The following is a 22,506-nucleotide window of genomic DNA, read 5'->3' on the forward strand; positions in this document are numbered from 1 at the left end:
AACGATCATCTGTGCCGATTGAGGGAAGGTTTTATGAGCGAAACGCTGACAGAATCCGAGCTTTCGCTCATTCATGCACTGCAGATTCGTCCGCGCGCGACGTGGTCCGAGCTCGCCCCGATCCTGCGGACGACGTCCGCGACGCTGGCGAGGCGGTGGGAGTCGATCACCGAACGCGGACTGGCCTGGATCACCGCGTACCCCGCGCCGATGACGGGTGCCGGTGCGTTCACCGCCATGATCGAGGTGACGTGCGATCTCAGCGGCACGAAGGCACTGGTCGAGGCGCTCACCCGGGACCCGCGGGTGGCGTCGATCGAACATGCGGCGCGCGGGCGGGACCTCATCCTGACGGTGCAGACGGGATCCCTGCACGAATTGTCGGACCTGGTGCTCGAGGAATTGCCCCGCCACCCGAGCGTCAATTCGACCCGGACCCACACGTGCACCGCACTCCACGCGGAGGGCAGCCGCTGGCGCCTCGATTCCCTGGACACGGCACAGTCCGCCGCGATCGCCGCACTGGAGAACACCCCTCCGCAGTCCGGATCGGCTCGGCCGGAAAGCCTGACCGACGAGGTCGCCCGCGCGCTCGTCCGCGAACTCACCCGGAACGGCCGGGCATCCGCGCGCGAGATCGCCTCGGTCATCGACCGGCCCGCGTCGTCGGTTCGCAGGCAGCTCGCGGGGTTGCTGCGCTCCCGGGCCGTGGTGCTGCGCTGCGACGTGGCCCAGGACGCGACGCGGTGGCCCATCACTGTCACGTGGTGGTGCCGCCTGCCTGTGCGTGCACACCGGGAAGTCGTCGAGATCGTCAACGCCCGGCCCGAACTGAGGTTGTGCATGTCGCTCACCGGGCCCGCGAACTTCCTCGTCAGCATGTGGGTGCCTTCGCTGCCCGACCTGTTGCGGGTGCAGGAGTGGCTGGAGAGCCGGGCCCCCAGCCTCGAGATCATCGACTCGTCGGTGACGCTCCGGTCCCGGAAGCGGATGGGGTGGGAACTCGACACCCACGGCCGCGCGACCGGTTATGTCACCGTGCACGGCAACTGACCGCTACGGTCGAATGCGCATCATCGGACCGGCTGGAGCAGGTGATCACCGTGACCTCTACCGCGAAATCGTCGACTACCGGCGAGCGCGCCGACTTGCTGGAGTCGCTGGCGAAACACCGCTACTTCCTCCGCTACACCGTCCGGGACCTCACCGACGAACAGGCGGCCCAGCGCACGACGGCGAGCGAACTGTGCCTGGGCGGACTCGTCAAACACGTGTCGGACGTCGAATGGGTGTGGGCCGACTTCATCGTGCGCGGCACCGACGCTGTGCGTGGCGGTCCCGCGGACGGCACCGGCGCCGACAATCGCGAGAAGGAGTTCACCCTCCGCGACGACGAGACGCTGGCCGACGTCCTCGACCGCTACGCGAAGGTGGCGCACCGGACCGACGAGATCGTGGCCTCGCTGCCCGACCTCGACATCTCGCATCCGCTGCCGAAGGCGCCGTGGTTCGAACCGGGATCACGCTGGTCCGCGCGCCGGGTCCTGCTCCACATCATCGGGGAGACCGCCCAGCACGCCGGGCACGCCGACATCATCAGGGAGGCTCTCGACGGGTCGAAGTCGATGGGCTGAGTCAGCCGCGTTTGCGGGCCTCGATGAGGAAGCGGGTCGAGTGGGCCACGAACGGCCCCTCCGCCTCGATCAGGTCGTGCAGTTCCCGCAGACGTTCGCGGTACTCCGCGACGGTGAAGCCGGGCACCATCCAGATCACTTTGCGCAGGAAGTAGATGACGGCGCCGATGTCGAAGAACTCGATCCGCAGAGATTCGAAGCGGAGATCGACGACGTCGAGACCGGCGGCCTGCGCGTCCGCACTCTCGTCCTCGTAGTGGCGGCCACGCCGCACCTTCTCCGGTTGCGGCCCCAGGAAGTACTCGACGAGTTCGAAGACACTCGCAGCCCCGACGTGCTGCGAGAAGTACGTGCCTCCGGGTCGCAGGACGCGGGCGATTTCGTCCCACCACACCGTCGCGGGGTGCCTGCTCGTCACCAGGTCGAAGGCGCCGTCGGCGAAGGGCAGCGGCGGTTCGTCCGCGTCGGCCACCACGACCGCGCCGAGCGGATGCAGCAGCGCCGTCGCCTTCGCGACGTTCGGCGGCCACGATTCCGTCGCCACCATCACGGGAGGCATCGTCGTTGTACCGGCGAGGACCTCCCCTCCCCCGGTCTGGATGTCCAGAGCGGCGTCCGCACGCGCGAGGCGTTCACCCATCAGGCGCTGATACCCCCACGACGGCCGCTGTTCGGTGGCCCGGCCGTCCAGCCAGGAGAAATCCCAGCCGTCCACCGACACGGATTCCGCCTCGGCCACCAACTCCTCGAATGTGCGTGCCATGCCGGGAAGCCTGACAGAAAGTCCCGGATCGATCGAGCGGATTACCGGGGAAGCACCGGGCCCTCGCCGATGTTGATGCAGGCATGACCGTGCCGGAACACCGCACCCGAATCGCCGAGGAACGCGCCGACGCCGAACGCCGCATCGCCTCGCTGACCGGCCGTTTCACCGCAATTGTGGAGGGGTCGGAATTCACCACGGACGACGACGAACACGACCCCGAGGGCTCGACCATCGCGTTCGAACGGGCCCAGGTGTCGGCGCTGCTGGCCGACGCGCGGCGCGAGGTCGAGGATCTGGCAGCGGCGGAGCAGCGACTCGACAGTGGGACGTACGGTCTCTGCGCTCGGTGCGGCCTGCCGATCGCCGATGTGCGACTCGACGCGCTGCCTGCCGCGCAGACCTGTATCGACTGCGCCGGTTAGCCGGTGTCGCCGGGCAGGAGGGCTCCCCATTCCCGGGTGGCCACGTCCCGTGCCCGTCGATGGTCGTCGGCGTCGGGGTGCACGCCGTCGGCGAGGTCGGCGAGAGCTTCCGCCAGATCCCCGACATCGACCTGATGCCGCATGGAGGAATCGAGTAGTTCGTCGAAGGCCTGGTCCGCGCTGTACGAGCTACCGCGCGCGGTGGTCAGGATCTGTACTGCAGCGTCCAAAGCGGACAGGTGCCGTGTCGCGCGGGTGTCGCGGTGAGCTTCGATCGTCAATCTTCCGCCTCTGAGGTGTCGCCACTGGGCGTTGCCGGTCTCTTGTCATCACATCACATCACGATCCGGACGTCCGTGTTGCCGAATCGAGACCGTGTCCGAAAGTTGTTTCTCGCCAGCAGGATACGAACTCCGGCAAGATACTTGTAACTCGCGTTACTACTCCAGGGTTCTACCCGTCGGTAGGGGGCGGGCGGCACGACATTTCTGAATGGCTCCAGAACAGCGGATCGAAACCGAACAGACTGGCCGTTCCGCAATACTGGTTTCCGGGTGGAGGCCCTCCGCCCGACGCGATCGGACGGCCGTGCGCCGCGCAGTCCTGTGGACCCGTGTGACCAGAACTGTTCAGAATCGGGATGATTGACGTGAAACTCGTCGTCGACCTCAATCGGTGCCAGGGCTACGCGCAGTGCGTGTTCCTCGCACCCGGCGTCTTCACCCTGCACGGAGAGGAGGCTCTTCTCTACGACGCGGGCCCCACCGACGACGAACGCGACCACGTGGCGCAAGCCGCCGCCGCGTGCCCGGTGCATGCCATCACCACGGACATCCCCGACCGACACGATGGGCAGTGACGTGCGGATCGTCATCGTCGGAGCGTCGCTCGCGGGCCTGCGCGCCGCGGAGGCACTGCGGGGGCAGGGCTTCGACGGTTCCCTCACCCTGATCGGCGACGAACCCTACGAGCCGTACGACAGGCCCCCGCTGTCGAAGGCCGTGCTCCTCGGAATCATGCCGCCCGACCACGCGGCGCTGCCCTTCCGCCCGGACCTCGACGCGCAGTGGCGGCTCGGCGTGCGGGCCACCAGTCTCGATCTGGAGCACAACCGGGTGGTTCTCAGCGACGGCGACACCGTCGAGTTCGACAAGGTGCTGATCGCGACCGGCGTCCGCGCCAGGCCGTGGTCGAATTCGTCCGAGGCCGCACTCGACGGCGTCTTCACCATCCGAACCTGCGACGACTCACGCCGGCTGAACGAGCGACTGTCCGCCGGACCACGTCATGTCCTGGTGATCGGGGCCGGGTTCACCGGCTCGGAGATCGCGTCGGTGTGCCGGGAGCGCGGGCTGTCTGTGACGGTCACCGAACGCGGCCCGGCACCGCTGGTCGGCGCGCTCGGCGGAGTGGTGGCGGCGGTCGCGGCCGACATGCAACGCGACCACGGCGTCGACCTGCGCACCGGGGTCACCGTGACCGGGCTCGACGGGGACGGCAACGGGCAGCTGTGCCGTGCGCATCTGTCGGACGGGACCACACTCGACGTCGACGTGGCGATCGTCGCGCAGGGCAGTATCCGCAACACCGACTGGCTGTTCGGCTCCGGCCTCGCCGCCGGGCCCCGCGGAGTCACGTGCGACGCCGGTTGCCGGGCGTTCGACATCAACAGCATCGTCACCGACAACGTGTTCGTCGCCGGCGACGTTGCGCGGCAACCGCATCCGCTCTACGACTACCAGCTGCTGGCATTGGAGCACTGGGGTAACGCGATCGGTCAGGCCGAGGTGGCGGCGCACAACATGATCCACGACGGTCTCCGCCGGCGGCCGCACCTCGAGATTCCGGCGTTCTGGTCCAGCCAGTTCGGCGTCAACATCAAGTCCGTGGGCATCCCCACCTACTCCGATCAGGTGGTGATCACGCAGGGGTCCGTCGCCGACCGGCGTTTCGTGGCGGCATACGGCTTCCGCGGACGCGTCACGGCCGCTGTGGCGTTCAATCAGGGTAAGTGGCTCGACTTCTACCGGGGACTGATCGAGTCTGCCGCGGCGTTTCCCCCCGACTTCGATGTCATGGACCGGGCGGAGCCGTTCGAGGTGCGTGCGTCAGAGTTGCCGGACCCGGCCGTTCTCAGCCACGGCCCCACCGTCGCGGTGACCGGCCATCTGCCCACCGAACGTCGCGTCGAGTTCGTCTCGCTACCGAAGTAACAGGGAGAGTGTCCATGTCGCGTGCGCAGCTGTTCCAGCGGATCACCGACCAGGCGAGCAGGCCGAATCCGTATCCGCTGTACGAGGAACTTCGTGAGACTCGGGTGGCGCCGCAGGACAACGGTTCCTACCTCGTCGGACGGTACTACGACGTGAAGGCACTCCTGCACGACCCGAGGATCAGCTCCGACCTGCACAACCGTGGGCCGGGACTCCCCGGAGCGGATCGTGCCGGCGACGGACCGGAGTCCTTCCTCAAACTCGATCCACCCGAGCACGATCGGTTGCGCAGACTGACGACGCGGCAGTTCGGTCCGCCGCACAGCCCCGACCGAATCGACTCCATGCGTGGCGAACTCGCCGCACTCGTCACGAAGCTGGTCGACGGGCTGGACGGTAAGGAGCGCATCGACATCGTCGACGATTTCGCGTACCCCTTCCCCGTCACCGTGATCTGCCGACTGCTCGGGGTGCCCCACGAGGAGGAAACCCGGTTCCACGCCTGGGCCGACGCGTTGGTGGCAGCCATCGACCCGCGGCGTGCCAGCGCCGACAACGAGCAGGTGAAGGTGGCGCAGAAGGCTCAGATGGAGATGGCCATGTTCATGGCAGGTCTCATCGAGGACCGTCGCCGCGATCCCGGTGACGACATGCTGTCGGGGCTGGCCAACGATTCGGGGCCCGACGGTCAGTTGAACACCGTCGAGTTGGTCACCAACTCCATCCTGCTGTTCATCGCCGGGCACGAGACCACCGTCAACCTCATCACCAACGGCATGCTGACCTTGCTGCGCAATCCCGACGTTCTCGAACGTCTTCGCGCCGAACCGAAGTTGATGCCGCAGGCTGTGGAGGAACTGCTCCGCTTCGAACCGCCCGTGCATCTCCTGGGCCAGCGAACGCCGATCGTGGACATCGAAATCGACGGTGTCACGGTCCCGAAGGGTTCGCCCCTCGTCCTCGCGTTGGCATCGGCGAACCGCGACCCCGAACGCTTCGTCGACGCCGACAAGTTCGTCCCCGACCGCGCCGACAACCAGCACCTGGGTCTGGGCAGCGGCATCCACAGTTGCTTCGGCGCACCCCTCGCCCGCCTGGAGGGGCAAATGGCGCTCGCCGAACTCATCCGCCGCCTCCCCAATCCGCGCCTCGTCGAGGACCCGCCGCCCTACCGGCCCAACCCGGTGCTGCGAGGTCCCCGGCACCTGCTGGTGGACTGTGGGTGACGGGGCTTACCGAGAACTACGCGAGAATTCCGTCGATAAGGATGCTCGCGCCGAGCACAGTTCCGAACACGTGCTGTAACGCGACTACCGGTCATCGATGGCTGGGCGGCGGTGAGCTGACGGGTTTCCTCGAGGATCCGAGGCATTCCGAATTGATGCCTCGGACCGTCGAGGAAAAGCCGGGCCGACACCGTCGCATTGGGGGCGGGATAGCCGACAGCGTGTTATCACGGCGCCCGAGCCTCTCCTCGCGCATGCTCGATCAACTCACCGGGGTGATGTCGGTGGTTGATTCGCGGTCTTCGGGTGGGGTCGATGTGTGGTGGCGGGATCCATTCGGTTCGGCCCGCGTATGCGGAGTGATGGGGCGCGGACCTCGTCGCCCACCCGGCCGGACCGTCGTTGACCTGAGCGTGGCAGGCGTCGCAGACCAGGGCGAGACCCTCGATGTCGGTGTGCCCACCCTTGTGCCAGTCCGTGACATGGTGCACCGCACACAGACTCGCCGGTGCCGAGCACCCCGGGCGGGTGCAACCCCCGTCCGCGGCGATCAGTGCGAGCCGTTGGTCGGCGTTGGCCAGTCGACGCCGCCGCCCCAGGTGCAGTGGACGACCCGCATGGTCGAACAGCGCGAGCACCGGATGCGCCTCCTCGGCCAGCGCCAATGCGTCCGCGATGGGGAGCACCCCACCTGTGGCTGTCGTGGCCAGGCCCCCGACCGCCTGCTCCAACTGCTCGAGTGTCATCGTGACGATCACTGTGGCCGGTAGACCCCGGTGCCGGCCGAGCACCCCCGACTCGAGCAGCGCCCGGAACACTGCGCTGAAGGCGTCGTGATTGCGCTGCGCTGCGGTGCGGGTATCGCGGGCGGCCGCCGCCGCCAACAGGTCACGATCGATCGACGGGTCTTCGCCGTCACCGGCCGGTGAGTCGGGATCGTCCGGATTGTTCATTCCGGGCCGCGCCCATTTTGCGAGGATCGGATCGAGCATCGCCCGCGCGACAGGGTCGAGTTCACCGGAGATTCTCGACATCAGTTCGGTGTCCTGCCGGCTGATCGAGATGCCCCGTCGGCGTTTCCGGTCGCGGTCGTCGCCGAGGTTCCCGTCCGGATTCAGGTATGCCAGCAGCCGATGCCCCGCCTGCTCCACATCCTCCGGGGTTCCGCTCCTCGCCAACGTGGCCAGTACGGCCTCGGCGTCGGCCACCGCGTCGTTGTCGACGGCGTGGGGAATCTTGCGCATCACCTTCGCGATCGCCCGCACATGATCCGTGCCGATGCCGCCGTCGGCCTGTGCCGCAGCGGTTTCCGGTAAGACGGGAGGCATCGGTTCGCCGGCCAGCGTGTGCCACACCCCGAGCTCACGAGCTGCGGTGACCCGAGCGGACGCGTCCGCGCCCGAGATCCGCAGCACGTCGATCAGGAGTTTCTTCGGCGACGTATACCCCAGATTCGCCGGGACCGAGCGTTCCACGCTCTCCACGACCAATCGGTGTGAGGCCGACTCCGCACGGCGAAGGGACTGTTCCATTCCGCGCATCACCTCGACGAGCTCAGTGTCCGACAACTCGGCCAGGTCGGCATCGAGCAGCCCGTCGACCGCGGCAGCGAGCATCGACAGATGCTCCGCCACCCGGCTACCCACCGACCCCCCAGTCGAACTCATGTGCGAATACTATCGCGGGGGTCCGACAAGTTTCGGACGCGAACTCCGACGGCCTTACCGCTTCGACACCGCGACATACACGAGCCGCTCAGAGCCGGCAGGCGCGTGGACATGCACCCCCGCCGGAGGACAAACAAAATTCAGTACGCCAGAACCGTTGCAAGCAAGACTCATAAAGAGATACCTGACACTGGAAGCCAAGCCCACGATGCAACGTACCTGTCGCCAGCGATCCTTTGGACACGCTTCCGACCGAGCCTCGCCACCGAACCCATCAGAGCCCGCGATCGCGCAGTGACTCGGACGGCGTCACGCCGTACTTGCGGCGGTAGGCGGCGGCGAATCTGCCGGTGTGCATGATCCCCCAGCGTGTCGCGACTTCGGAAACAGTTGCGCAGGAATCGCTTCCGGTGAGGTCTGCGTGGACACGCTCGAGGCGCACGTCGACGAGGTACTCCATCGGCGTCATGCCCACGTATTCTCGGAACCCCTGCTGCATGCGCCGGACGCTCACGCCAACGAGTTCGGCCATCTCCCCCGCGCTCCACGGGCGGGCCGGGTCCTGCTGGATCGCGTCGATGACCCGCTTGACGATGCGCGGCCGGATTCCCGCGGCACCCGTGTCGTCGTCCGGCATCGCGGTGAGCACGAGCGCCGTGGTCAATGCTCCACACAGTTGTTGCGACACCTGATCGCTGTGCAGGAGAACGCTATCGCGCAACGCCTGGTCGGCGACGGAGCGGACGAACCTCAGCCAGTCGGCGCCGGCGCCGGTGCGTAGGTCGAGTTGCCGCGGCAACTCCTGCCCGGGCCGTGCGAGCACGCGGTCCATTTCGCGCTGCAGGTAGTCCCTGTCCACCTTGAACCCGATGATCTCGCAGGAACTGCTCCAGTTGGTGATGACGGTCCGGGTGTCGGGCGGGCAGATGGTGGCCAGCCCCGGCGTCGAGGTCACTTCCGTGCCGCCGGTGACGGAGACGATGCGGCCGGCCAGCGGGATGTTGATGCCGTAGGCACCGGGATGGTCGGACTCGATCGACACGGGCGCCCCGAAACCGATCCGGGCGAGCCTGGACGCGCCCATCTGGGAGGACTCCAGCGACGATCGCGCCGCGGTGTCCCGCGACAGCGGACGCAGCTCGTGAGGGAAGTACGCGTCCGCGACCACCTCGTGAACCTCGTCCCAGTCGGTGAAACCGGGACCTTCCAGCTCTCCTCGCATGCGTACGTCCAGACCTCTCACCTCGCGCCACGACCGCGCATGGGCAACTCCCGACCCTAGCATCGCCTGTGACTCACGTCACTGCAAGTACCGGCGACCCCCGTCCGGCAAACCCGTTTCGCGTTCCGGATCGCGCCTTCGCAATGCGGATCGACGGACTGTGACGCCCGTCATACGTTGTGCAGGTCCCCCATCGCGGGGGCTATCGCACGAATCGTGCAGAAAGGCGGTCAGGAGAAATGGACCAGCGCACTCTGCGTAACATTTTCGGCCAGTTCGCCAGTGGCGTCACCGTGATCACGTGCGCCAATGCCGCCGGCGAGCCGCACGGCGCGACCGTCACCGCCTTCACCGCCGTCTCGATCGAGCCGCGGCTGTGCCAGGTGACGTTGACCCGGAAATCGAAGGCATGCAGCTACCTCGGTGATGCACCGTTCGCGGTGAACATTCTGGCCGCCGATCAGCTCGACACGGCCATGCATTTCGCCGGCAAACCGCAACGGACGGAACCGGTGTGGGACTCCTCAGGCATCGCTCCCGCACTGTCCGGCAACGCGGCGACGCTCACGTGCTCGCCCTGGGCGTCCTACGACGGTGGTGACCACATCATCTTCATCGGCGAGATCGTCGATGCATCCGTCGACCAGACCAAGGACCCACTGCTGTTCTACCGCAGCACCTTCCACGATCTCGGTGCCGCGTCGGGCACCACGGCGTGGAACGGCTGCCTCGACGACCCCCACAGCGGATGGTTCGACGCCGCCGCGTCGTTCACACCACTCCACCTGCAGCTCGCCCAGGCTGCCTCGTAATCCTGACCGAAAGGGAACACCATGACCACCACCGAAGCTGCCGCCGATACCGACGTCGACCGCACGAAGGTCAATGTCGCCGCGGACTGTGAAGCGAACCGGACCGCGAACTTCGCCACCCGCCCGATGACCGGTGACGAGTACATCGAGTCGCTGCGTGACGACCGCGAGATCTACCTGCACGGCGAGCGTGTCAAGGATGTCACGACGCATCCGGCGTTCCGTAACCCGATCCGGATGACCGCCCGCCTCTACGACGCGATGCACACCGGCGAGCACGTCGACGCCCTGACCACCCCGACGGACACCGGCAGCGGGGGTGTGACGATGCCGTTCTTTCGGGCGCCGAAGAACTCCGACGATCTGCTGAAGGATCGTGACGCGATCGCCACCTGGGCGCGGATGACGTATGGGTGGATGGGCCGCAGCCCCGATTACAAGGCGTCGTTCCTCGGCACCCTGCACGCGAACAAGGAACTGTATTCACCGTTCCAGGACAACGCCGAACGCTGGTACAAGGAATCGCAGGAGAAGGTTCTGTACTGGAATCACGCGATCATCAACCCGCCGGTCGACCGCCAGCTCCCGCCCGACGAGGTGGGTGACGTGTTCATGAAGGTGGAGAAGGAAACCGACGCCGGCCTCATCGTCTCCGGTGCGAAGGTCGTGGCGACCGGGTCGGCGATCACCAATTACAACTTCATCGCCCACTACGGCCTGCCGATCAAGAAGAAGCAATTCGCGCTGATCTGCACCGTGCCGATGGACGCACCGGGGGTGAAGCTGATCTGCCGCACCTCCTACACCCAGCAGGCCGCGGTGATGGGCTCCCCGTTCGACTACCCCCTGTCGAGCCGGATGGACGAGAACGACACCATCTTCGTCTTCGACAAGGTATTGGTGCCGTGGGAGAACGTGTTCATGTACGGCGACGTGGACAAGATCAACGCGTTCTTCCCGCAGTCCGGGTTCCTGCCCCGCTTCACCCTTCAGGGCTGCACCCGCTTGGCGGTGAAACTGGATTTCATCGCCGGGCTGTTGATGAAGGCCCTCGACGCCACCGGAGCGGGCGGCTTCCGCGGAGTGCAGACCCGCGTCGGTGAGGTCATCGGCTGGCGGAACCTGTTCTGGTCGTTGACCGAATCGATGGTCCGCGACCCGGAACCGTGGGTGGGTGACACCGTCATCCCGAAGCTCGAGTACGGACTGACGTACCGGATGTTCATGCAGCAGGGCTACCCGCGGATCAAGGAGATCATCGAACAGGACGTCGCGTCCGGGCTGATCTACCTGCCGTCCTCGTCCGCCGACTTCAAGAGCCCCGACGTCCGCCCGTACCTCGACAAGTACGTCCGCGGCTCGGAGGGCATGACCGCGGTCGAGCGCGTCAAGATCATGAAGGCGCTGTGGGATTCGATCGGCAGCGAGTTCGGTGGCCGCCACGAACTCTACGAGCGCAACTACGCCGGCAACCACGAGGGCGTGAAGGCGGAACTGCTGATGTTCGCCGAGAACCGGGGCACGGTCAGCTCGATGAAGGGTCTGGCCGAGCAGTGCCTGGCCGAGTACGACCTGGACGGGTGGACGGTGCCCGACCTGATCGGCAACGACGACGTGTCCTACTTCGGCCGCAGCTAACCGCGCAGACCAGGAGAAACCATGACCACCATCGACAGCCCCACCGCGGTCGGCTCCGGCAACGCCGCCACCGACAAGTTCAAGGGCGCAAGGTTCACCGCCGACACGTCCACGGAACGCCTGTCCGCGATCGCCACCGAGGCGCTCGCCGGGCTGAGCGCCCTGATCCACAAGCACGCCGTCACCTACCCGGAGTACCGGGTCCTCAAGCAGTGGCTCATCGATGTCGGTGAGGGTGGCGAGTGGCCGCTGCTGCTCGACGTGTTCGTCGAGCACGACATCGAGGAGGTCAACTCCACCCGGTTCCGGGGCACCAAGGGCAGCATCGAGGGACCGTACTACGTGCCCGGCGCACCGGAACTGCCCGCGCGGTGCACCCTGCCGATGCGCGAGGAGGACCGGGCCCACCCCGCCCTCGTCCTCCGCGGCCGGGTCACCGACCTCGACGGGGCAGGCCTCGGCGGGGCGATCATCGAGTTGTGGCACGCCGACGACGAGGGTTACTACTCGCAGTTCGCCCCGCACCTGCCGGAATGGAACCTGCGCGGGACCATCGTCACCGACCCGGAGGGCCGGTACGAAATCACCACCATCGAGCCTGCCCCGTACCAGATCCCGACCGACGGCCCGACCGGACAGTTCATCGAGGGGGCCGGCTGGCACCCGTGGCGTCCGGCGCACCTGCACCTGCGGGTGACGTCCCCGGGCAAGCAGCCGATCATCACCCAGCTGTACTTCGCCGGCGGCGACTGGATCGACGACGACGTCGCCACCGCAACCAAACCCGAACTCCTTCTCGACCCGCAGCTCGACGACGCCGGGCGTAAGGTTGTCAGCTACGACTTCGCGCTCGATCCCGCCGCGGACTGAGACACCCACCCTCCCCCGGGCGACGCGAAAGATCGTGTCGCCCGGGGGATCGACGTTTGTGGAGGAAACATCATGCCGAGCACATCACCGGCGCGGACGACAGAGTTCGTGCACACCGCGACGGCCGTGATCGAGGTGGTCGTCGAGGGCAGCGGTCCGTCGGTGATCCTGCTGCCTTCCCTCGGCCGCGAGTCGTACGACTACGACGACGTCGCGAGTGGACTCGCGCGGAACGGTTTCCGGGTGTGCCGTCCCCAGCCGCGCGGCATCGGCCGGAGCACGGGACCCCTGGAGGACATCACGTTGCACGACCTGGCCGCCGACGTCGGAGCAGTGATCGAGGAACAGGACAACGGTGCGGCCGTCGTTCTCGGACATGCCTTCGGGCACTACGTCGCACGGATGCTCGCCGCCGACCGGCCCGACCTGGTGCGCGGGGTCGTCGTGGCTGCGGCGGGTGCCCGCAACTACCCAGCCGCGCTGACGGCGCTGGCGGTCAAATGCTCCGATTCCTCACTGCCCGAGGCAGAGCGGATCGGCTACCTGCAGGCCGGATTCTTCGCACCCGGCAACGATCCGGCCGAGTGGCTGACCGGCTGGTATCCGGAGGTGTCGAAGCGGCAACTCGCTGCCTCGGCCGCCACACCCAAGGACGAGTGGTGGGAGGTCGCGCACCAGCCGATCCTGGACCTGCAATCCGCTCTCGATCCGTTCCGTCCGCGCGAGACGGAGAACGAATTGCTTGATCGGTTCGGCGAGTTGGTCACCGTGACCGTCGTCCCGAATGCGAGCCATGCGCTCATGCCGGAAGCGCCCGCACAGGTTGTGCGGGCGCTCACCGACTGGATTCGGGCTCTCGACAGCTGAGTGGTCAGACCCTCTCGAAGATCGCGGTCAGTCCCTGGCCACCGCCGATGCACATCGTCTCGAGGCCGTAACGGGCTCCGCGACGGTCCATCTCGCGCAGCAGTGTAGTCAGGATCCGCACCCCGGTCGCACCGACGGGATGCCCGAGCGAGATTCCCGAGCCGTTGACATTGGTGCGGTCGAAATCCTGTGCACCGAAATTCCATTCGCGCGTGACAGCCAGCGCCTGCGCCGCAAAGGCCTCGTTCAGTTCGATGAGGTCGATGTCGGCGAGGGTCAGCCCGGCGCGTTTCAGGGCCCGTTCGGTGGACGGCACCGGTCCGATACCCATCTCGGACGGCTCCACCCCGGCGACCGCCCAGGTGACCAGGCGTGCGAGGGGCCGGAGCCCCAAACGCTCCGCCTCCGCCCGGGTGGTGACGAGGCATGCTGCCGCACCGTCGTTCTGCCCACTGGCGTTGCCGGCGGTGACGGTCGAGTCGGGGTCGGTGCCGCCCATGATGGGCCGCAACCGAGCGAGCGACTCGATTGTCGTGTCGGCACGGGGGTGCTCGTCCCGGTCGACGACCTGCGGATCGCCCTTGCGGACGGGAACTTCCACCGGCACGATCTCCTCGGCGAACTTTCCCGAGTCGATCGCGGCGACCGCCCGCCGGTGGGAACTCACCGCGAGCTCGTCCTGCTCGAGGCGGCTGATGTCGTACTTGCGGCGCAGGTTCTCCGCCGTCTCGAGCATGCCGCCCGGCACCGGATAATTGCGTCCGCCTGCGGTGACACGACCGCGGGCGAGCCGGTCGTGGAGCGCTGCCGGCGCACCGTTGGCTCCCCAGCGCATCGACTCGGTGTAGTACTCGGCGCGGCTCATCGATTCCACGCCGCCGGCGATCACCAGTGCGGCGATCCCCGTCTGCACCCGCATCGCCGCGTCGAGCACCGCCTGCAGACCGGATCCGCAACGACGGTCGAGTTGCTGACCGGGAACCGTCACCGGCATTCCCGCGTCCAGGGCCACAACGCGGCCGATGGCAGGCGCCTCACCGTTCGGGTAGCACTGACCGAAGATCACGTCGTCGACGCTGCCCGGATCGACCTTCGTCCGGGCGAGCAGTTCGGACACCACCCGAGCGCCGAGGTCGGCGGCGGGTACGTCCTTGAACTGACCGCCGTATCGGCCGACGGGGGTGCGCAGGGGCTCGCAGACGACGACATCGTCCGCCTGGGCATTCGTATTTTCAGGCACTGCGGAAATCCCTTTCGTGATCGGTCCAGCGCTGCGCCCATTCACGCAGTTCGACCGCTCGGATCTTGGCTCCGTTGCCGCCCACGGTGGTCGGCATTTCCTCGATCACGTGCACCGCGGCGGGAACCTTGAACGCCGCCAGCGACTCTGCGCACCATGCCTTGAGCTCGGCGGCGCCGGCCGACGCACCGTCGGTGGGGACGACGAACGCCACCGCCTCGGTGTATCCGCCGGAGCCGGTGATCCCCACGACCTTCGTCAGGTGCACGGCCTCGTGTTCGGCCAGCCGGTGCTCGATCTCGGCGGGATCCACCAGGAACCCGCGCAGCCGGAGGACGTCCCCCATCCGGCACACGTACGTATAGCCGCCGTCGCCGGTCGCGACGGCCAGGTCGCCGCTGCGGAACCACCCGTCCCTCGTGAACGCCCTACCCGCCGCATCCGGATTGCCGAGGTAGGCGTCGACGACGTTCGGTCCGCGCACCTGGAGCTCGCCCTGCTCACCGTCCGGAAGGACGGAGTCGTCCAGCGGGTCGACGATGCGAACCTCGATGCCGGGTTCGACCGGACGCCCACCGCCGTTCCAGCGCAAGGATTCCGGGTCTGCGGCATCCCACAGGAGCATCAGGGCGAACACCTCGGACGACCCGAAGACGCCCGTGGTGACGGCGTCGAATTCGTCGCGCACCCACGCGGCGACCTCGTGCGACCGGCCGAGGAAGTCGGCGATCCCGAGGCGTTTCAACGACGACAGGTCGGCGCGGTTACCCGCGTGCCACGTGTCGTGGAGCCGGGTGAAGAGATCGTCACCGCCGACGACGTGCGTCACCTTCGCCGATTCCATGCGGGCCAGCGTGGCCGCGGCGTCGAAGACGGGTTCCATCAGCAGCGTGCCGCCACCCGCGAGAGTGGCCAGAGCAGTGGAGTATCCGAATACCCCGGACACCGGCAGGACGCACAGGGTGACGTCGCCCGGTTCGACGGCGAGGACGACGGCGTCGGCTCGCGCGTGCCGTACCACCGCCGATTCGCGGTGCGCCGCGAGTTTGGGGACACCGGTGGATCCGGACGTCGTGAACGCGACTGCGAGCACGTCGTCCGGGTCAGCCCGCTCGCCGGCAGCCGTGACGGTTGCCCTGTCGGGTGTCTCCGGCACCTGGACGGTTCCGGTGTCCGCGCTGCCCGCTGTCCAGGCACCGCCGCTGAGGTCGAATCGCGCCGGGTCGGGAGCGGCGCTTTCCGTTCGAGGTCCGCACACGACGGCAACAGCCGGTGCCGGGAGGTCGAGGGAGTGCTGTGCCTCTTCGAGTCGGCCGAACAGGTCGAGACCGTGGAAGTGGTCGGCCACGGCCACCACCGCAGGTCGCGCCGAGGTGAGGATGTGTGCGATCTCGTGCGTGTTGTAGCGGGTGTTGACGCCGATGACGTGTGCACCCACAGCGGACGCGGCGAGTTGCCACACGATCGCGTCCGACCAGTTCGGCAGCAGGACGGCCACACACTGGCCGCGCCGGACGCCGACGCGCAGGAGTTCCGACTTCAGGGCGTCGACGCGGGCTCGCAGTTCGGTGCGGCTGGTGACGACCGGCTCGCCGTCGACGACGTCGAGGGTTGCGGCGGCACCCGGGTCGGCGGTCACGAGTTCGTCGAGCAGCGAGGCGAGTGTGTCACGACGCGTCGCCGTGTCGTGCGCCGTCACGAGAGCACCACCGCCGCACGCAGTTCGGTCAACCACTCGTCCGCCACCGAGGCGAAGTCGTCGATCTCCTCCATGGGGTAGTGGCCGATGCCCTCGAGCAGGGTGAAGGACGCAAGTCCGGGACGGGCGGCGTCGAGCGCCGACACGGTCTGCTCGACACGTCCGGCGTCGATCCACGGGTCCTGCGCGCCGGCGACGAGCCTGAGAGGACAGGTGATCTCGGCGATCCGGTCGCGCACGTCGTGCGTCCCCCAGCCGATCAGGTCGGACGACGAGATCTCCGGGTCCTCACGCTTGTGCATCATGGCGATCAGGTGCGCCTTCGCCTCGGGCACGGAATGTCCGACGGAGGCGAGCGTGCCCAGGTAGGTGCGGTCGGCGCGGCTGGGCCCGGCGACATCCTCGAGTTCGCGGCGCAACCCTCCCACGTTGACGCGGCCGGGACCGGCCTCCGCTGCCATCGCAATCGCTCCGGCCAGCGGCCTCGACGACCGCGTGGCGAGTTCGAGTGTCAGTTTGCCACCGATGGAACACCCGACGACGAAGGGGCGTTCGACGGCGAGCGCATCGAGGACCTTCCCGAGCCAGTCTCCGAAGGCGACGATGCTGGTGACGGGACCGTCGACCGCGGGCTCGGAACGTCCGTGCCCCGGAAGGTCGGGGACGATCACCCGGTAGCCCCGGCCTGCCAGTTCGGACGCGACGTGCCGCCACTGGACTCCGCTCTGGCCTGCGGTGTGCAGGCACAGAACGGTGGGCGCCTCGGTGGCCGGCTGAATGTCGGGGGTGATGATCTCGACGAAGCCGAGCGCTCCGTCGATCTCCAGGTATCGGGCCTCGATCATGGCCGGGCCTCCCTTCCGCACGTGAGTGGCAAAGTGTGCCCCGACACGCTTTGCCACTCACGTGCGGCGCTGCGGGCATGGGCGATGATGATGTCGAGCGGTTTGGTGAGGCGCAGGTACTCGTACCCCTCACCGCTGGACGAGAATTCACCGCTGATGGCGCGGCGCATGAAATCGTTCCGTTCGGCGAACACCAGGTCGACCCAGGTGACGGCCGGGGCGATGAGCGTGAACGTTGCCCCACCCGGGACGCGGCGGGCGACGTCGATGATCGTTCCGCGGTAGATCCGCAGCTGCAGTTCGCGGGCCCGGCCCGAGGAGTCCGTGCACCGCAGACCCACGGTACCGTCCCACGTCGACAACGAGGACGCGAAGGCCGTATCGGCGGAGAGGGATTCGCGGAGACAATCTCCCCAGGCGGGCGTGCAGAAGTCGACAGCGGGATTGAAACGGACGTCGGACGGTTCGGGCGAACGCCACGTCTCGATTCCCTCCTCGCGAATCGACCCGGCCTCGTCGACGAGCCGCACGTGGCGATCGAACACTGCTCCGGTCTCGGACTGTTCGACGCGCGTGACTACGGACTCGACGTGGACGATGTCGTCGCCCGCCACCGCGTACTGCGAATTCCATTGCAATCCGCTGCGTGTGGCACCGGACGTCGTCGCCGGAGCGAGTACTCCCGCTACGACGATTCCCGTCAACGACGCCTCCGGCAGCGACAGTCCGAGTTCGGAGACGCGCCGGGCGTCGCTCACAGTGCGATCGCCGACGGCGATACTTGTGGTGAGTGTGCTCATTCGCCCGCCCTCCCCAGGAGTTCGTCGGAGATGATCCGCATCTGGATCTCGCTGGTGCCCTCGAAGATCTTCGTCAACCGCGCATCCCGCCAATGCCGCTCGACCTGGAAGTCGGTGGTGTACCCGGCGCCGCCGTGAATCTGCACCGCCTCGCTCGTCACCCGTTCGGCCATCTCCGTCGCCACCAGCTTGCACATCGACGCTTCCAGCGAACACCGCCGGCCGGTGTCGATATCGGTGGCCACCGAATACATCAACTGCCTGGCGGCCTCGATGTCGGCGGCCATCGTCGCAATCTTGAACCGCAGGTGCTGAAAATCGGCCAACTCGTGCCCGAACTGCCGGCGGGTGTGCAGATACGCGATCGAATCCTCCAACGCACCCCGCGCCAGACCGATCGCCCGGGCCGCGGTATGCGCCCGCCCCACCTCCAGACCGGACACCGCCAGGTAGAAGCCCTTACCCTCCTCACCGAGCATGGCCGTGGCGGGCACCCGGAAATTGTCGAACGAGAGCTCCCACGTGCTCCACCCGAAGTACCCGATCTTGCGGATCTTCGTCCCGCTGATCCCGGCCGGGAACCCGCCGCGCTGCTTGTCGATCAGGAACGCGCTGATCCCCCGGTGCGGTTTCGCCGGATCCTTGTGCGGATCGGTCCGCGCGAACAGCACCAGGTAGTCGGCCTCGTCGGCGTACGTGCACCACATCTTGGTGCCGCTGATCACCCACTCGTCGCCGTCGCGGGTCGCGCGGCACGAAATGTTCGCCACATCCGAACCGGCCTCGGCCTCCGACAGCGCATACGCGCCCAGGTACTCACCGCGCGCGACCTTCGGCAGCAAAACCGCCTCCTGCTCCGCGGTGAACCCGCCGCCCATCCCGTTGCCGCGGGCCAGCAGCCCCGACACGCTCATCCACGCCCGGGACAACTCCTCCGCGACCAGGCAGTACTCGAACACCCCGAGACCGAGACCGCCGTGCTCCTCGGGGATCATGATCCCGAAGAACCCGACCTCGGCCATCGCCTTCTTCACCGTGTCCGGGATGGTGCCGCGGACCGGGTCGAGTTCGTTCGCGACCGGGAGCACCTGCTTCATCGCGAACTCGCGAGCCAGGTCGCGGATCGCCACCCGGTCCTCGGTCAGATACCGCGGCGAGTCGGTACGCGGCTGTGACGGCCGGTGAGTCATGGACACTCCTCATCCACTCGAACTACGGGGCGCGTGACTCGGGGGAACTCGCGGTTCCACACTCGGATCACATTAACGCTTGTTCACCCAGTAGAGCACGGACGGGAACGCACCGTCAATGCCGAATCTCCCCGAGTCAGGCGGGACGGTATCCGACCAGGTTGAGCGCGTAGACGCCGTACGAGTCCGCGACCGCCTGCGCGGACAACGGTCCGTCCGGGCGGTACCAGAGCGCGATTCCCGCGCACATGGTGAGCACCGCAGTCACCGCCTGGTGAACATGGGGGACGTCGAAGTCACCGCCGGCCACACCCGCCTCCGCGATGGTGACGAACAGGTGCTCCTGCGCATCGCGCGAGCCCACGACCCGTTTGCGGTCCACCTCGTCGAGGTACCGCAGCTCGGTGTTCGCCACCAGGCAGGCTTGCTGGTTACGGGCGGTGTACAGCGAATGCGCGACCACCGCGGCCGTCCACTGCTCCGCCGGCGCGGACCCCGCCTTCCGCAGAGCGGTCCGGGTGGCGGTGAACTGCTCGTCACTGGCCGACCGCAGAATCTCGACCAGGAGCTCGTCCTTGTTCTCGAAATGGTTGTACACGTTGGCGGCACTGCAGCCCGCACGTTTGGCGATGGTGCGCATGGTCGCCGCATGAAAGCCGGCGGTATAGAACTCCTCCAGCGCCGCGTCCAGGATCCGCTGCCGGACGGAGGGAATCACCGCACCGCTTGACCGAGTGTTCATCCCTCGGAGGGTAGGTGCCGCGCGAGGCGCGGGCAACACAACCTGCAGAAAATGCAGCTCACCAGCCTTCACGCACATCGGTCGGGGTGAACGGCGCACGGTGTTGACCGACGGTAGGGCGTCCGTTATGGTCCACATCACGTGAACAAACGTTAATAACCAGTTCGCGCATTCCGCTCCTCACACCGTGGAGGTATGCCACCTTGAGCACCCTCGAAGAACGAATCCGCCGCCTCGAAGACCTGGAGGCCATCCGGTACCTCGACGCGCGGTACTGCCGCCATCTCGACGACGGCAATTGGGACGCCCTGATGGATCTGTTCACCGACGACGGCGAATTCGACGGGCTGTCCAACCCTAAGGGCAAGAGCGAGATGCGGGCGTTCTTCGCCGGCCTCGCCCCTGGCGGGCTCACCGCGTTCTGGCATTTCATCACCAACCTGGAGATCGACCTCGACGGCGATCGCGCCACCGTCCGCTCGTTCCTGTGGCAGCCCTGTGTATCCGACGGCAACGCCTCCATCGCCGCCGGCCGATACACGGACGAGGCCGTCAAAGTCGACGGCCGCTGGTTGTACCGCGTCAAGCAGGTGCGCTTCCACTACTTCGGGCCGCTCTCGGAGGGCTGGGACGAGAACCGCTTCGCCCTCGAGTCGGCGCGACGCGCGGCGGTGAACGCGTGACCACCAAGTCCCCTGCCACCGCGGCGAGCGCAGCCGTCTGGTCACCGATTCTCGCGTTGCCGGAGTTCGTGGAACTGCGACGCCGCCGACGCGCCGTCACCACCGGACTCGGCCTGATCGCGATCGCACTGTTCTCGGGGTTTCTGGTCGGATTCGCCTACTTCCCCGAATTCCTCGGCGATAACACAGCATTCGGTGTTCCGCTGTCGCTGTGGGTGGTGTTCTCCCAATTCGCCGGCACCTGGGTACTCGTGTACGCGTATTTCCGACTGTCCCGTGCCTACATCCAACCCGCCGCCGATGACGCCGTCCGGGCCATCGCGCAACGTGATCAGGAGCATGTCTCATGACCGGCGACGCCGACTTCCTCGCCATCGGCATCTGCGCCGCCGTCATCTCGCTCACCCTGTGGGTGACGTTCGCCGCATCGCGCCGAAGCCGTAGCGCCACCGGTTTCTTCGCCGCGGGCCGCTCGATCAAGGGCTGGCAGAACGGTTTCGCGATCGCCGGCGAGTTCATTTCGGCGGGCAGCTTCCTGGGCACCACGGGATTGATCTTCTACAAGGGCGTCGACGGCGCCGTCATTCTGTGCACGTCGGTGGTCTCCTTCCTCCCCGTCCTCTTCCTCCTCGCCGAGAAGATGCGGAACGTCGGAAAGTTCACACTCGCCGATGTTCTGGTGTTCCGGACCGGTGCACGTCGCGTGCGGGTGGTGGTCGCTCTCAGCACCATCGTCACCGGAACATTCGTGCTGCTCGCCCAGCTCGTGGCAGCGGGCGTCCTGCTCGAGTCCGTCTCGGGGATCCCGTTCGGCCTGTCCGTCGTGGTGGCCGGATCACTCATGGGTATCTACGTCTTCGTCGGCGGAATGCTGGCGACCACGTGGGTTCAGGTGATCAAGTCGTCCATCCTGTCGATCCTGGCAATCGTGGTGTGCCTCGGGATCCTGGCGAAATTCGGCTTCAGCCTCCCCGGCATGCTCGGGGCGGCGACGTCGAACGCGGCAGCCGGAGATGCGATCCTCTCCCCGGGCCTGATCTTCGGGCAGACCGGCGCGATCAACCTGATCTCGTACTCCCTCGCGTTCGCGCTCGGCACGGCCGGTATGGCGCACATCCTGATTCGCTTCTTCACCGTCCCCGAGGCCGCGACGGCACGGAAGTCGCTCGGCTGGACCGTCGCACTGTGCAGCATCTTCTACCTGATCGTCATCGTCATGGGCTTCGGCACCGCGGCGCTCCTCGGCCCGGACGGGGCGGATCGTGTCGGCGCAGGCGGCAATCTCGCGGCACCCACGCTGGTCACGGAACTCGGCGGAGGCGTCGGCACCATCGGCGGATCGATCGCGCTGGCCATGGTGGCAGCCGTCGCGTTCGCGAGCATCGTCGCCGTCGTCGCGGGCGTCGTGATCTCCGCGGCGGGAACGTTCGCCCACGACGTGTGGCCCACCCTCACCCGCAGGAAGGCTGCGGACGCCGACACGGAGACGGCGGATGCCCGCGAGGCGAAGGTCGCCCGGTACGCGGCGGTCGCGTTCAGCGTCGCCGCGATCGGACTGACGATGGCAATCGGCGACACTACAAATATCACCTACTTCATGGGTATGGCCTTCATGGTCGCAGGCAGTGCGCACCTGCCCAGCCTGCTGCTCAGTCTCAACTGGCGGCGGTTCAACAGCACAGGCGCCGTGTGGGGCATCTCGGTCGGATTAGCATCCACCGTGGTCAGCCTGATGTTCACGGAGGCGCTCTGGGTGGGTAGTGGACCGGCGCCGCTGACCATTCAGTTGCCGGTGATCATCACGATGCCGCTCGGGCTCGCCGCCGCCGTGATCGGCTCCCTCGCCGGCGAACGCCTTCACGGACGTTCGGCAGATCGAGACGAGAAGTTCGCCGAGATGCTGGTGCGCGCCGAGACCGGTATCGGCGCGGAACTCGCCGAGGCGCACTAGGTTTCACGCGCGGCCGATG

The 22,506-nt window shown here is 67.2% G+C and carries 23 protein-coding genes; 13 read left to right on the top strand and 10 right to left on the bottom strand.

The window, feature by feature from the left end; genetic code table 11:
- Positions 1 to 33: 33 nt before the first annotated feature.
- Positions 34 to 1,053, top strand: coding sequence for an Lrp/AsnC family transcriptional regulator (locus ACNJ7E_RS10025; RefSeq protein WP_418339739.1), 1,020 nt, complete (start codon positions 34 to 36; stop codon positions 1,051 to 1,053).
- Between the two features lie 41 nt (positions 1,054 to 1,094).
- Positions 1,095 to 1,634 carry a DinB family protein gene (locus ACNJ7E_RS10030; protein ID WP_418339740.1) on the top strand — a complete coding sequence of 180 codons (540 nt, stop codon included), beginning with the start codon at positions 1,095 to 1,097 and terminating at the stop codon, positions 1,632 to 1,634.
- Between the two features lies 1 nt (position 1,635).
- Here the strand turns inward: ACNJ7E_RS10030 and ACNJ7E_RS10035 are convergent, their stop codons facing one another.
- Positions 1,636 to 2,397 carry a class I SAM-dependent methyltransferase gene (locus ACNJ7E_RS10035; protein ID WP_418339741.1) on the bottom strand — a complete coding sequence of 254 codons (762 nt, stop codon included), beginning with the start codon at positions 2,395 to 2,397 and terminating at the stop codon, positions 1,636 to 1,638.
- An 83-nt stretch (positions 2,398 to 2,480) separates the two neighbouring features.
- On the opposite strand from ACNJ7E_RS10035, the gene ACNJ7E_RS10040 reads away from it, so the two are divergent.
- Entirely contained in the window at positions 2,481 to 2,822 is a 342-nt protein-coding gene (locus tag ACNJ7E_RS10040; RefSeq protein WP_418339742.1) for a TraR/DksA family transcriptional regulator, read from the top strand.
- On the opposite strand, the gene ACNJ7E_RS10045 is transcribed toward ACNJ7E_RS10040, so the two are convergent.
- On the bottom strand, positions 2,819 to 3,103 hold the full coding sequence (locus ACNJ7E_RS10045; protein ID WP_280780564.1) for an ANTAR domain-containing protein: 285 nt from the start codon (positions 3,101 to 3,103) through the stop codon (positions 2,819 to 2,821). The genes ACNJ7E_RS10040 and ACNJ7E_RS10045 overlap by 4 nt on opposite strands.
- A 359-nt stretch (positions 3,104 to 3,462) precedes the next feature.
- Here ACNJ7E_RS10045 and ACNJ7E_RS10050 point away from each other — a divergent pair, with 359 nt between their 5' ends.
- Genes ACNJ7E_RS10050 through ACNJ7E_RS10060 form a run of 3 tightly spaced genes read left to right on the top strand, consistent with a single transcriptional unit; the run spans position 3,463 to position 6,261 of the window.
- On the top strand, positions 3,463 to 3,681 hold the full coding sequence (locus tag ACNJ7E_RS10050) for a ferredoxin (RefSeq protein ID WP_005251142.1): 219 nt from the start codon (positions 3,463 to 3,465) through the stop codon (positions 3,679 to 3,681).
- Positions 3,671 to 5,035: an NAD(P)/FAD-dependent oxidoreductase gene (locus ACNJ7E_RS10055; protein WP_418339743.1), complete on the top strand. Its 1,365-nt coding sequence runs from the start codon at positions 3,671 to 3,673 to the stop codon at positions 5,033 to 5,035. Before ACNJ7E_RS10050 ends, ACNJ7E_RS10055 begins: the two co-directional genes overlap by 11 nt.
- A 14-nt stretch (positions 5,036 to 5,049) precedes the next feature.
- The gene (locus ACNJ7E_RS10060) at positions 5,050 to 6,261 is read left to right on the top strand and encodes a cytochrome P450 (RefSeq protein ID WP_418339744.1); all 1,212 of its coding nucleotides are present in this window, start codon (positions 5,050 to 5,052) and stop codon (positions 6,259 to 6,261) included.
- Positions 6,262 to 6,488: 227 nt separating this feature from the next.
- Here ACNJ7E_RS10060 and ACNJ7E_RS10065 read toward each other — a convergent pair whose 3' ends face one another.
- Both ACNJ7E_RS10065 and ACNJ7E_RS10070 read right to left on the bottom strand, forming a co-directional pair.
- Positions 6,489 to 7,928, bottom strand: coding sequence for an HNH endonuclease signature motif containing protein (locus ACNJ7E_RS10065; RefSeq protein ID WP_418339745.1), 1,440 nt, complete (start codon positions 7,926 to 7,928; stop codon positions 6,489 to 6,491).
- A gap of 274 nt (positions 7,929 to 8,202) precedes the next feature.
- The gene (locus ACNJ7E_RS10070; RefSeq protein WP_283333722.1) at positions 8,203 to 9,150 is read right to left on the bottom strand and encodes an AraC family transcriptional regulator; all 948 of its coding nucleotides are present in this window, start codon (positions 9,148 to 9,150) and stop codon (positions 8,203 to 8,205) included.
- Between the two features lie 239 nt (positions 9,151 to 9,389).
- Between ACNJ7E_RS10070 and ACNJ7E_RS10075 the strand changes: the two genes are divergently transcribed.
- From ACNJ7E_RS10075 to ACNJ7E_RS10090, 4 genes are all read left to right on the top strand, one after another.
- A complete protein-coding gene (locus ACNJ7E_RS10075; protein ID WP_280780569.1) occupies positions 9,390 to 9,962 on the top strand; it encodes a flavin reductase family protein in 573 nt (190 codons plus the stop codon).
- Positions 9,963 to 9,983: 21 nt separating this feature from the next.
- Positions 9,984 to 11,600 (top strand): 4-hydroxyphenylacetate 3-hydroxylase family protein, encoded by a 1,617-nt coding sequence (locus ACNJ7E_RS10080; protein ID WP_280780570.1) that lies wholly within the window; start codon positions 9,984 to 9,986, stop codon positions 11,598 to 11,600.
- A gap of 21 nt (positions 11,601 to 11,621) precedes the next feature.
- Positions 11,622 to 12,470: a catechol 1,2-dioxygenase gene (gene catA, locus ACNJ7E_RS10085; protein ID WP_418339746.1), complete on the top strand. Its 849-nt coding sequence runs from the start codon at positions 11,622 to 11,624 to the stop codon at positions 12,468 to 12,470.
- Positions 12,471 to 12,542: 72 nt separating this feature from the next.
- Positions 12,543 to 13,337 carry an alpha/beta fold hydrolase gene (locus ACNJ7E_RS10090; RefSeq protein ID WP_418339747.1) on the top strand — a complete coding sequence of 265 codons (795 nt, stop codon included), beginning with the start codon at positions 12,543 to 12,545 and terminating at the stop codon, positions 13,335 to 13,337.
- Positions 13,338 to 13,341: 4 nt separating this feature from the next.
- Here ACNJ7E_RS10090 and ACNJ7E_RS10095 read toward each other — a convergent pair whose 3' ends face one another.
- The 6 genes from ACNJ7E_RS10095 to ACNJ7E_RS10120 all read right to left on the bottom strand — a co-directional run bounded on the left by ACNJ7E_RS10095 (position 13,342) and on the right by ACNJ7E_RS10120 (position 19,853).
- A complete protein-coding gene (locus tag ACNJ7E_RS10095) occupies positions 13,342 to 14,577 on the bottom strand; it encodes an acetyl-CoA C-acetyltransferase (RefSeq protein ID WP_280780573.1) in 1,236 nt (411 codons plus the stop codon).
- The gene (locus tag ACNJ7E_RS10100; RefSeq protein WP_418339748.1) at positions 14,570 to 16,276 is read right to left on the bottom strand and encodes an AMP-binding protein; all 1,707 of its coding nucleotides are present in this window, start codon (positions 16,274 to 16,276) and stop codon (positions 14,570 to 14,572) included. Before ACNJ7E_RS10100 ends, ACNJ7E_RS10095 begins: the two co-directional genes overlap by 8 nt.
- Entirely contained in the window at positions 16,273 to 17,121 is an 849-nt protein-coding gene (locus ACNJ7E_RS10105) for an alpha/beta fold hydrolase (protein WP_418339749.1), read from the bottom strand. The genes ACNJ7E_RS10100 and ACNJ7E_RS10105 overlap by 4 nt, the downstream gene beginning before the upstream one ends.
- Positions 17,118 to 17,921 (bottom strand): hypothetical protein, encoded by an 804-nt coding sequence (locus ACNJ7E_RS10110; protein WP_418339750.1) that lies wholly within the window; start codon positions 17,919 to 17,921, stop codon positions 17,118 to 17,120. Before ACNJ7E_RS10110 ends, ACNJ7E_RS10105 begins: the two co-directional genes overlap by 4 nt.
- Positions 17,918 to 19,111 carry an acyl-CoA dehydrogenase family protein gene (locus tag ACNJ7E_RS10115; RefSeq protein WP_280780577.1) on the bottom strand — a complete coding sequence of 398 codons (1,194 nt, stop codon included), beginning with the start codon at positions 19,109 to 19,111 and terminating at the stop codon, positions 17,918 to 17,920. Before ACNJ7E_RS10115 ends, ACNJ7E_RS10110 begins: the two co-directional genes overlap by 4 nt.
- Positions 19,112 to 19,247: 136 nt before the next feature.
- A complete protein-coding gene (locus ACNJ7E_RS10120; protein ID WP_280780578.1) occupies positions 19,248 to 19,853 on the bottom strand; it encodes a TetR/AcrR family transcriptional regulator in 606 nt (201 codons plus the stop codon).
- A gap of 203 nt (positions 19,854 to 20,056) precedes the next feature.
- Between ACNJ7E_RS10120 and ACNJ7E_RS10125 the strand changes: the two genes are divergently transcribed.
- Genes ACNJ7E_RS10125 through ACNJ7E_RS10135 form a run of 3 tightly spaced genes read left to right on the top strand, consistent with a single transcriptional unit; the run spans position 20,057 to position 22,487 of the window.
- Positions 20,057 to 20,536 (top strand): nuclear transport factor 2 family protein, encoded by a 480-nt coding sequence (locus ACNJ7E_RS10125; RefSeq protein ID WP_418339751.1) that lies wholly within the window; start codon positions 20,057 to 20,059, stop codon positions 20,534 to 20,536.
- The gene (locus ACNJ7E_RS10130; protein ID WP_418339752.1) at positions 20,533 to 20,886 is read left to right on the top strand and encodes a DUF485 domain-containing protein; all 354 of its coding nucleotides are present in this window, start codon (positions 20,533 to 20,535) and stop codon (positions 20,884 to 20,886) included. The genes ACNJ7E_RS10125 and ACNJ7E_RS10130 overlap by 4 nt, the downstream gene beginning before the upstream one ends.
- Positions 20,883 to 22,487, top strand: coding sequence for a solute symporter family protein (locus ACNJ7E_RS10135; RefSeq protein ID WP_418339753.1), 1,605 nt, complete (start codon positions 20,883 to 20,885; stop codon positions 22,485 to 22,487). Before ACNJ7E_RS10130 ends, ACNJ7E_RS10135 begins: the two co-directional genes overlap by 4 nt.
- Positions 22,488 to 22,506: the final 19 nt, after the last annotated feature.

This window comes from Rhodococcus mengyinensis, assembly GCF_048381435.1.
Lineage (GTDB): Bacteria > Actinomycetota > Actinomycetes > Mycobacteriales > Mycobacteriaceae > Rhodococcus_F > Rhodococcus_F opacus_D.

Bases quoted from the DNA above. Each gene is read 5' to 3' on its own strand.
- ACNJ7E_RS10025 (WP_418339739.1), top strand. From the start codon at position 34: ATGAGCGAAACGCTGACAGAATCCGAGCTTTCGCTCATTCATGCACTG.
- ACNJ7E_RS10035 (WP_418339741.1), bottom strand. From the start codon at position 2,397: ATGGCACGCACATTCGAGGAGTTGGTGGCCGAGGCGGAATCCGTGTCG.
- ACNJ7E_RS10040 (WP_418339742.1), top strand. From the start codon at position 2,481: ATGACCGTGCCGGAACACCGCACCCGAATCGCCGAGGAACGCGCCGAC.
- ACNJ7E_RS10050 (WP_005251142.1), top strand. From the start codon at position 3,463: ATGATTGACGTGAAACTCGTCGTCGACCTCAATCGGTGCCAGGGCTAC.
- ACNJ7E_RS10055 (WP_418339743.1), top strand. From the start codon at position 3,671: ATGGGCAGTGACGTGCGGATCGTCATCGTCGGAGCGTCGCTCGCGGGC.
- ACNJ7E_RS10060 (WP_418339744.1), top strand. From the start codon at position 5,050: ATGTCGCGTGCGCAGCTGTTCCAGCGGATCACCGACCAGGCGAGCAGG.
- ACNJ7E_RS10065 (WP_418339745.1), bottom strand. From the start codon at position 7,928: ATGAGTTCGACTGGGGGGTCGGTGGGTAGCCGGGTGGCGGAGCATCTG.
- ACNJ7E_RS10070 (WP_283333722.1), bottom strand. From the start codon at position 9,150: ATGCGAGGAGAGCTGGAAGGTCCCGGTTTCACCGACTGGGACGAGGTT.
- ACNJ7E_RS10075 (WP_280780569.1), top strand. From the start codon at position 9,390: ATGGACCAGCGCACTCTGCGTAACATTTTCGGCCAGTTCGCCAGTGGC.
- ACNJ7E_RS10080 (WP_280780570.1), top strand. From the start codon at position 9,984: ATGACCACCACCGAAGCTGCCGCCGATACCGACGTCGACCGCACGAAG.
- catA (WP_418339746.1), top strand. From the start codon at position 11,622: ATGACCACCATCGACAGCCCCACCGCGGTCGGCTCCGGCAACGCCGCC.
- ACNJ7E_RS10090 (WP_418339747.1), top strand. From the start codon at position 12,543: ATGCCGAGCACATCACCGGCGCGGACGACAGAGTTCGTGCACACCGCG.
- ACNJ7E_RS10105 (WP_418339749.1), bottom strand. From the start codon at position 17,121: ATGATCGAGGCCCGATACCTGGAGATCGACGGAGCGCTCGGCTTCGTC.
- ACNJ7E_RS10110 (WP_418339750.1), bottom strand. From the start codon at position 17,921: ATGAGCACACTCACCACAAGTATCGCCGTCGGCGATCGCACTGTGAGC.
- ACNJ7E_RS10115 (WP_280780577.1), bottom strand. From the start codon at position 19,111: ATGACTCACCGGCCGTCACAGCCGCGTACCGACTCGCCGCGGTATCTG.
- ACNJ7E_RS10120 (WP_280780578.1), bottom strand. From the start codon at position 19,853: ATGAACACTCGGTCAAGCGGTGCGGTGATTCCCTCCGTCCGGCAGCGG.
- ACNJ7E_RS10135 (WP_418339753.1), top strand. From the start codon at position 20,883: ATGACCGGCGACGCCGACTTCCTCGCCATCGGCATCTGCGCCGCCGTC.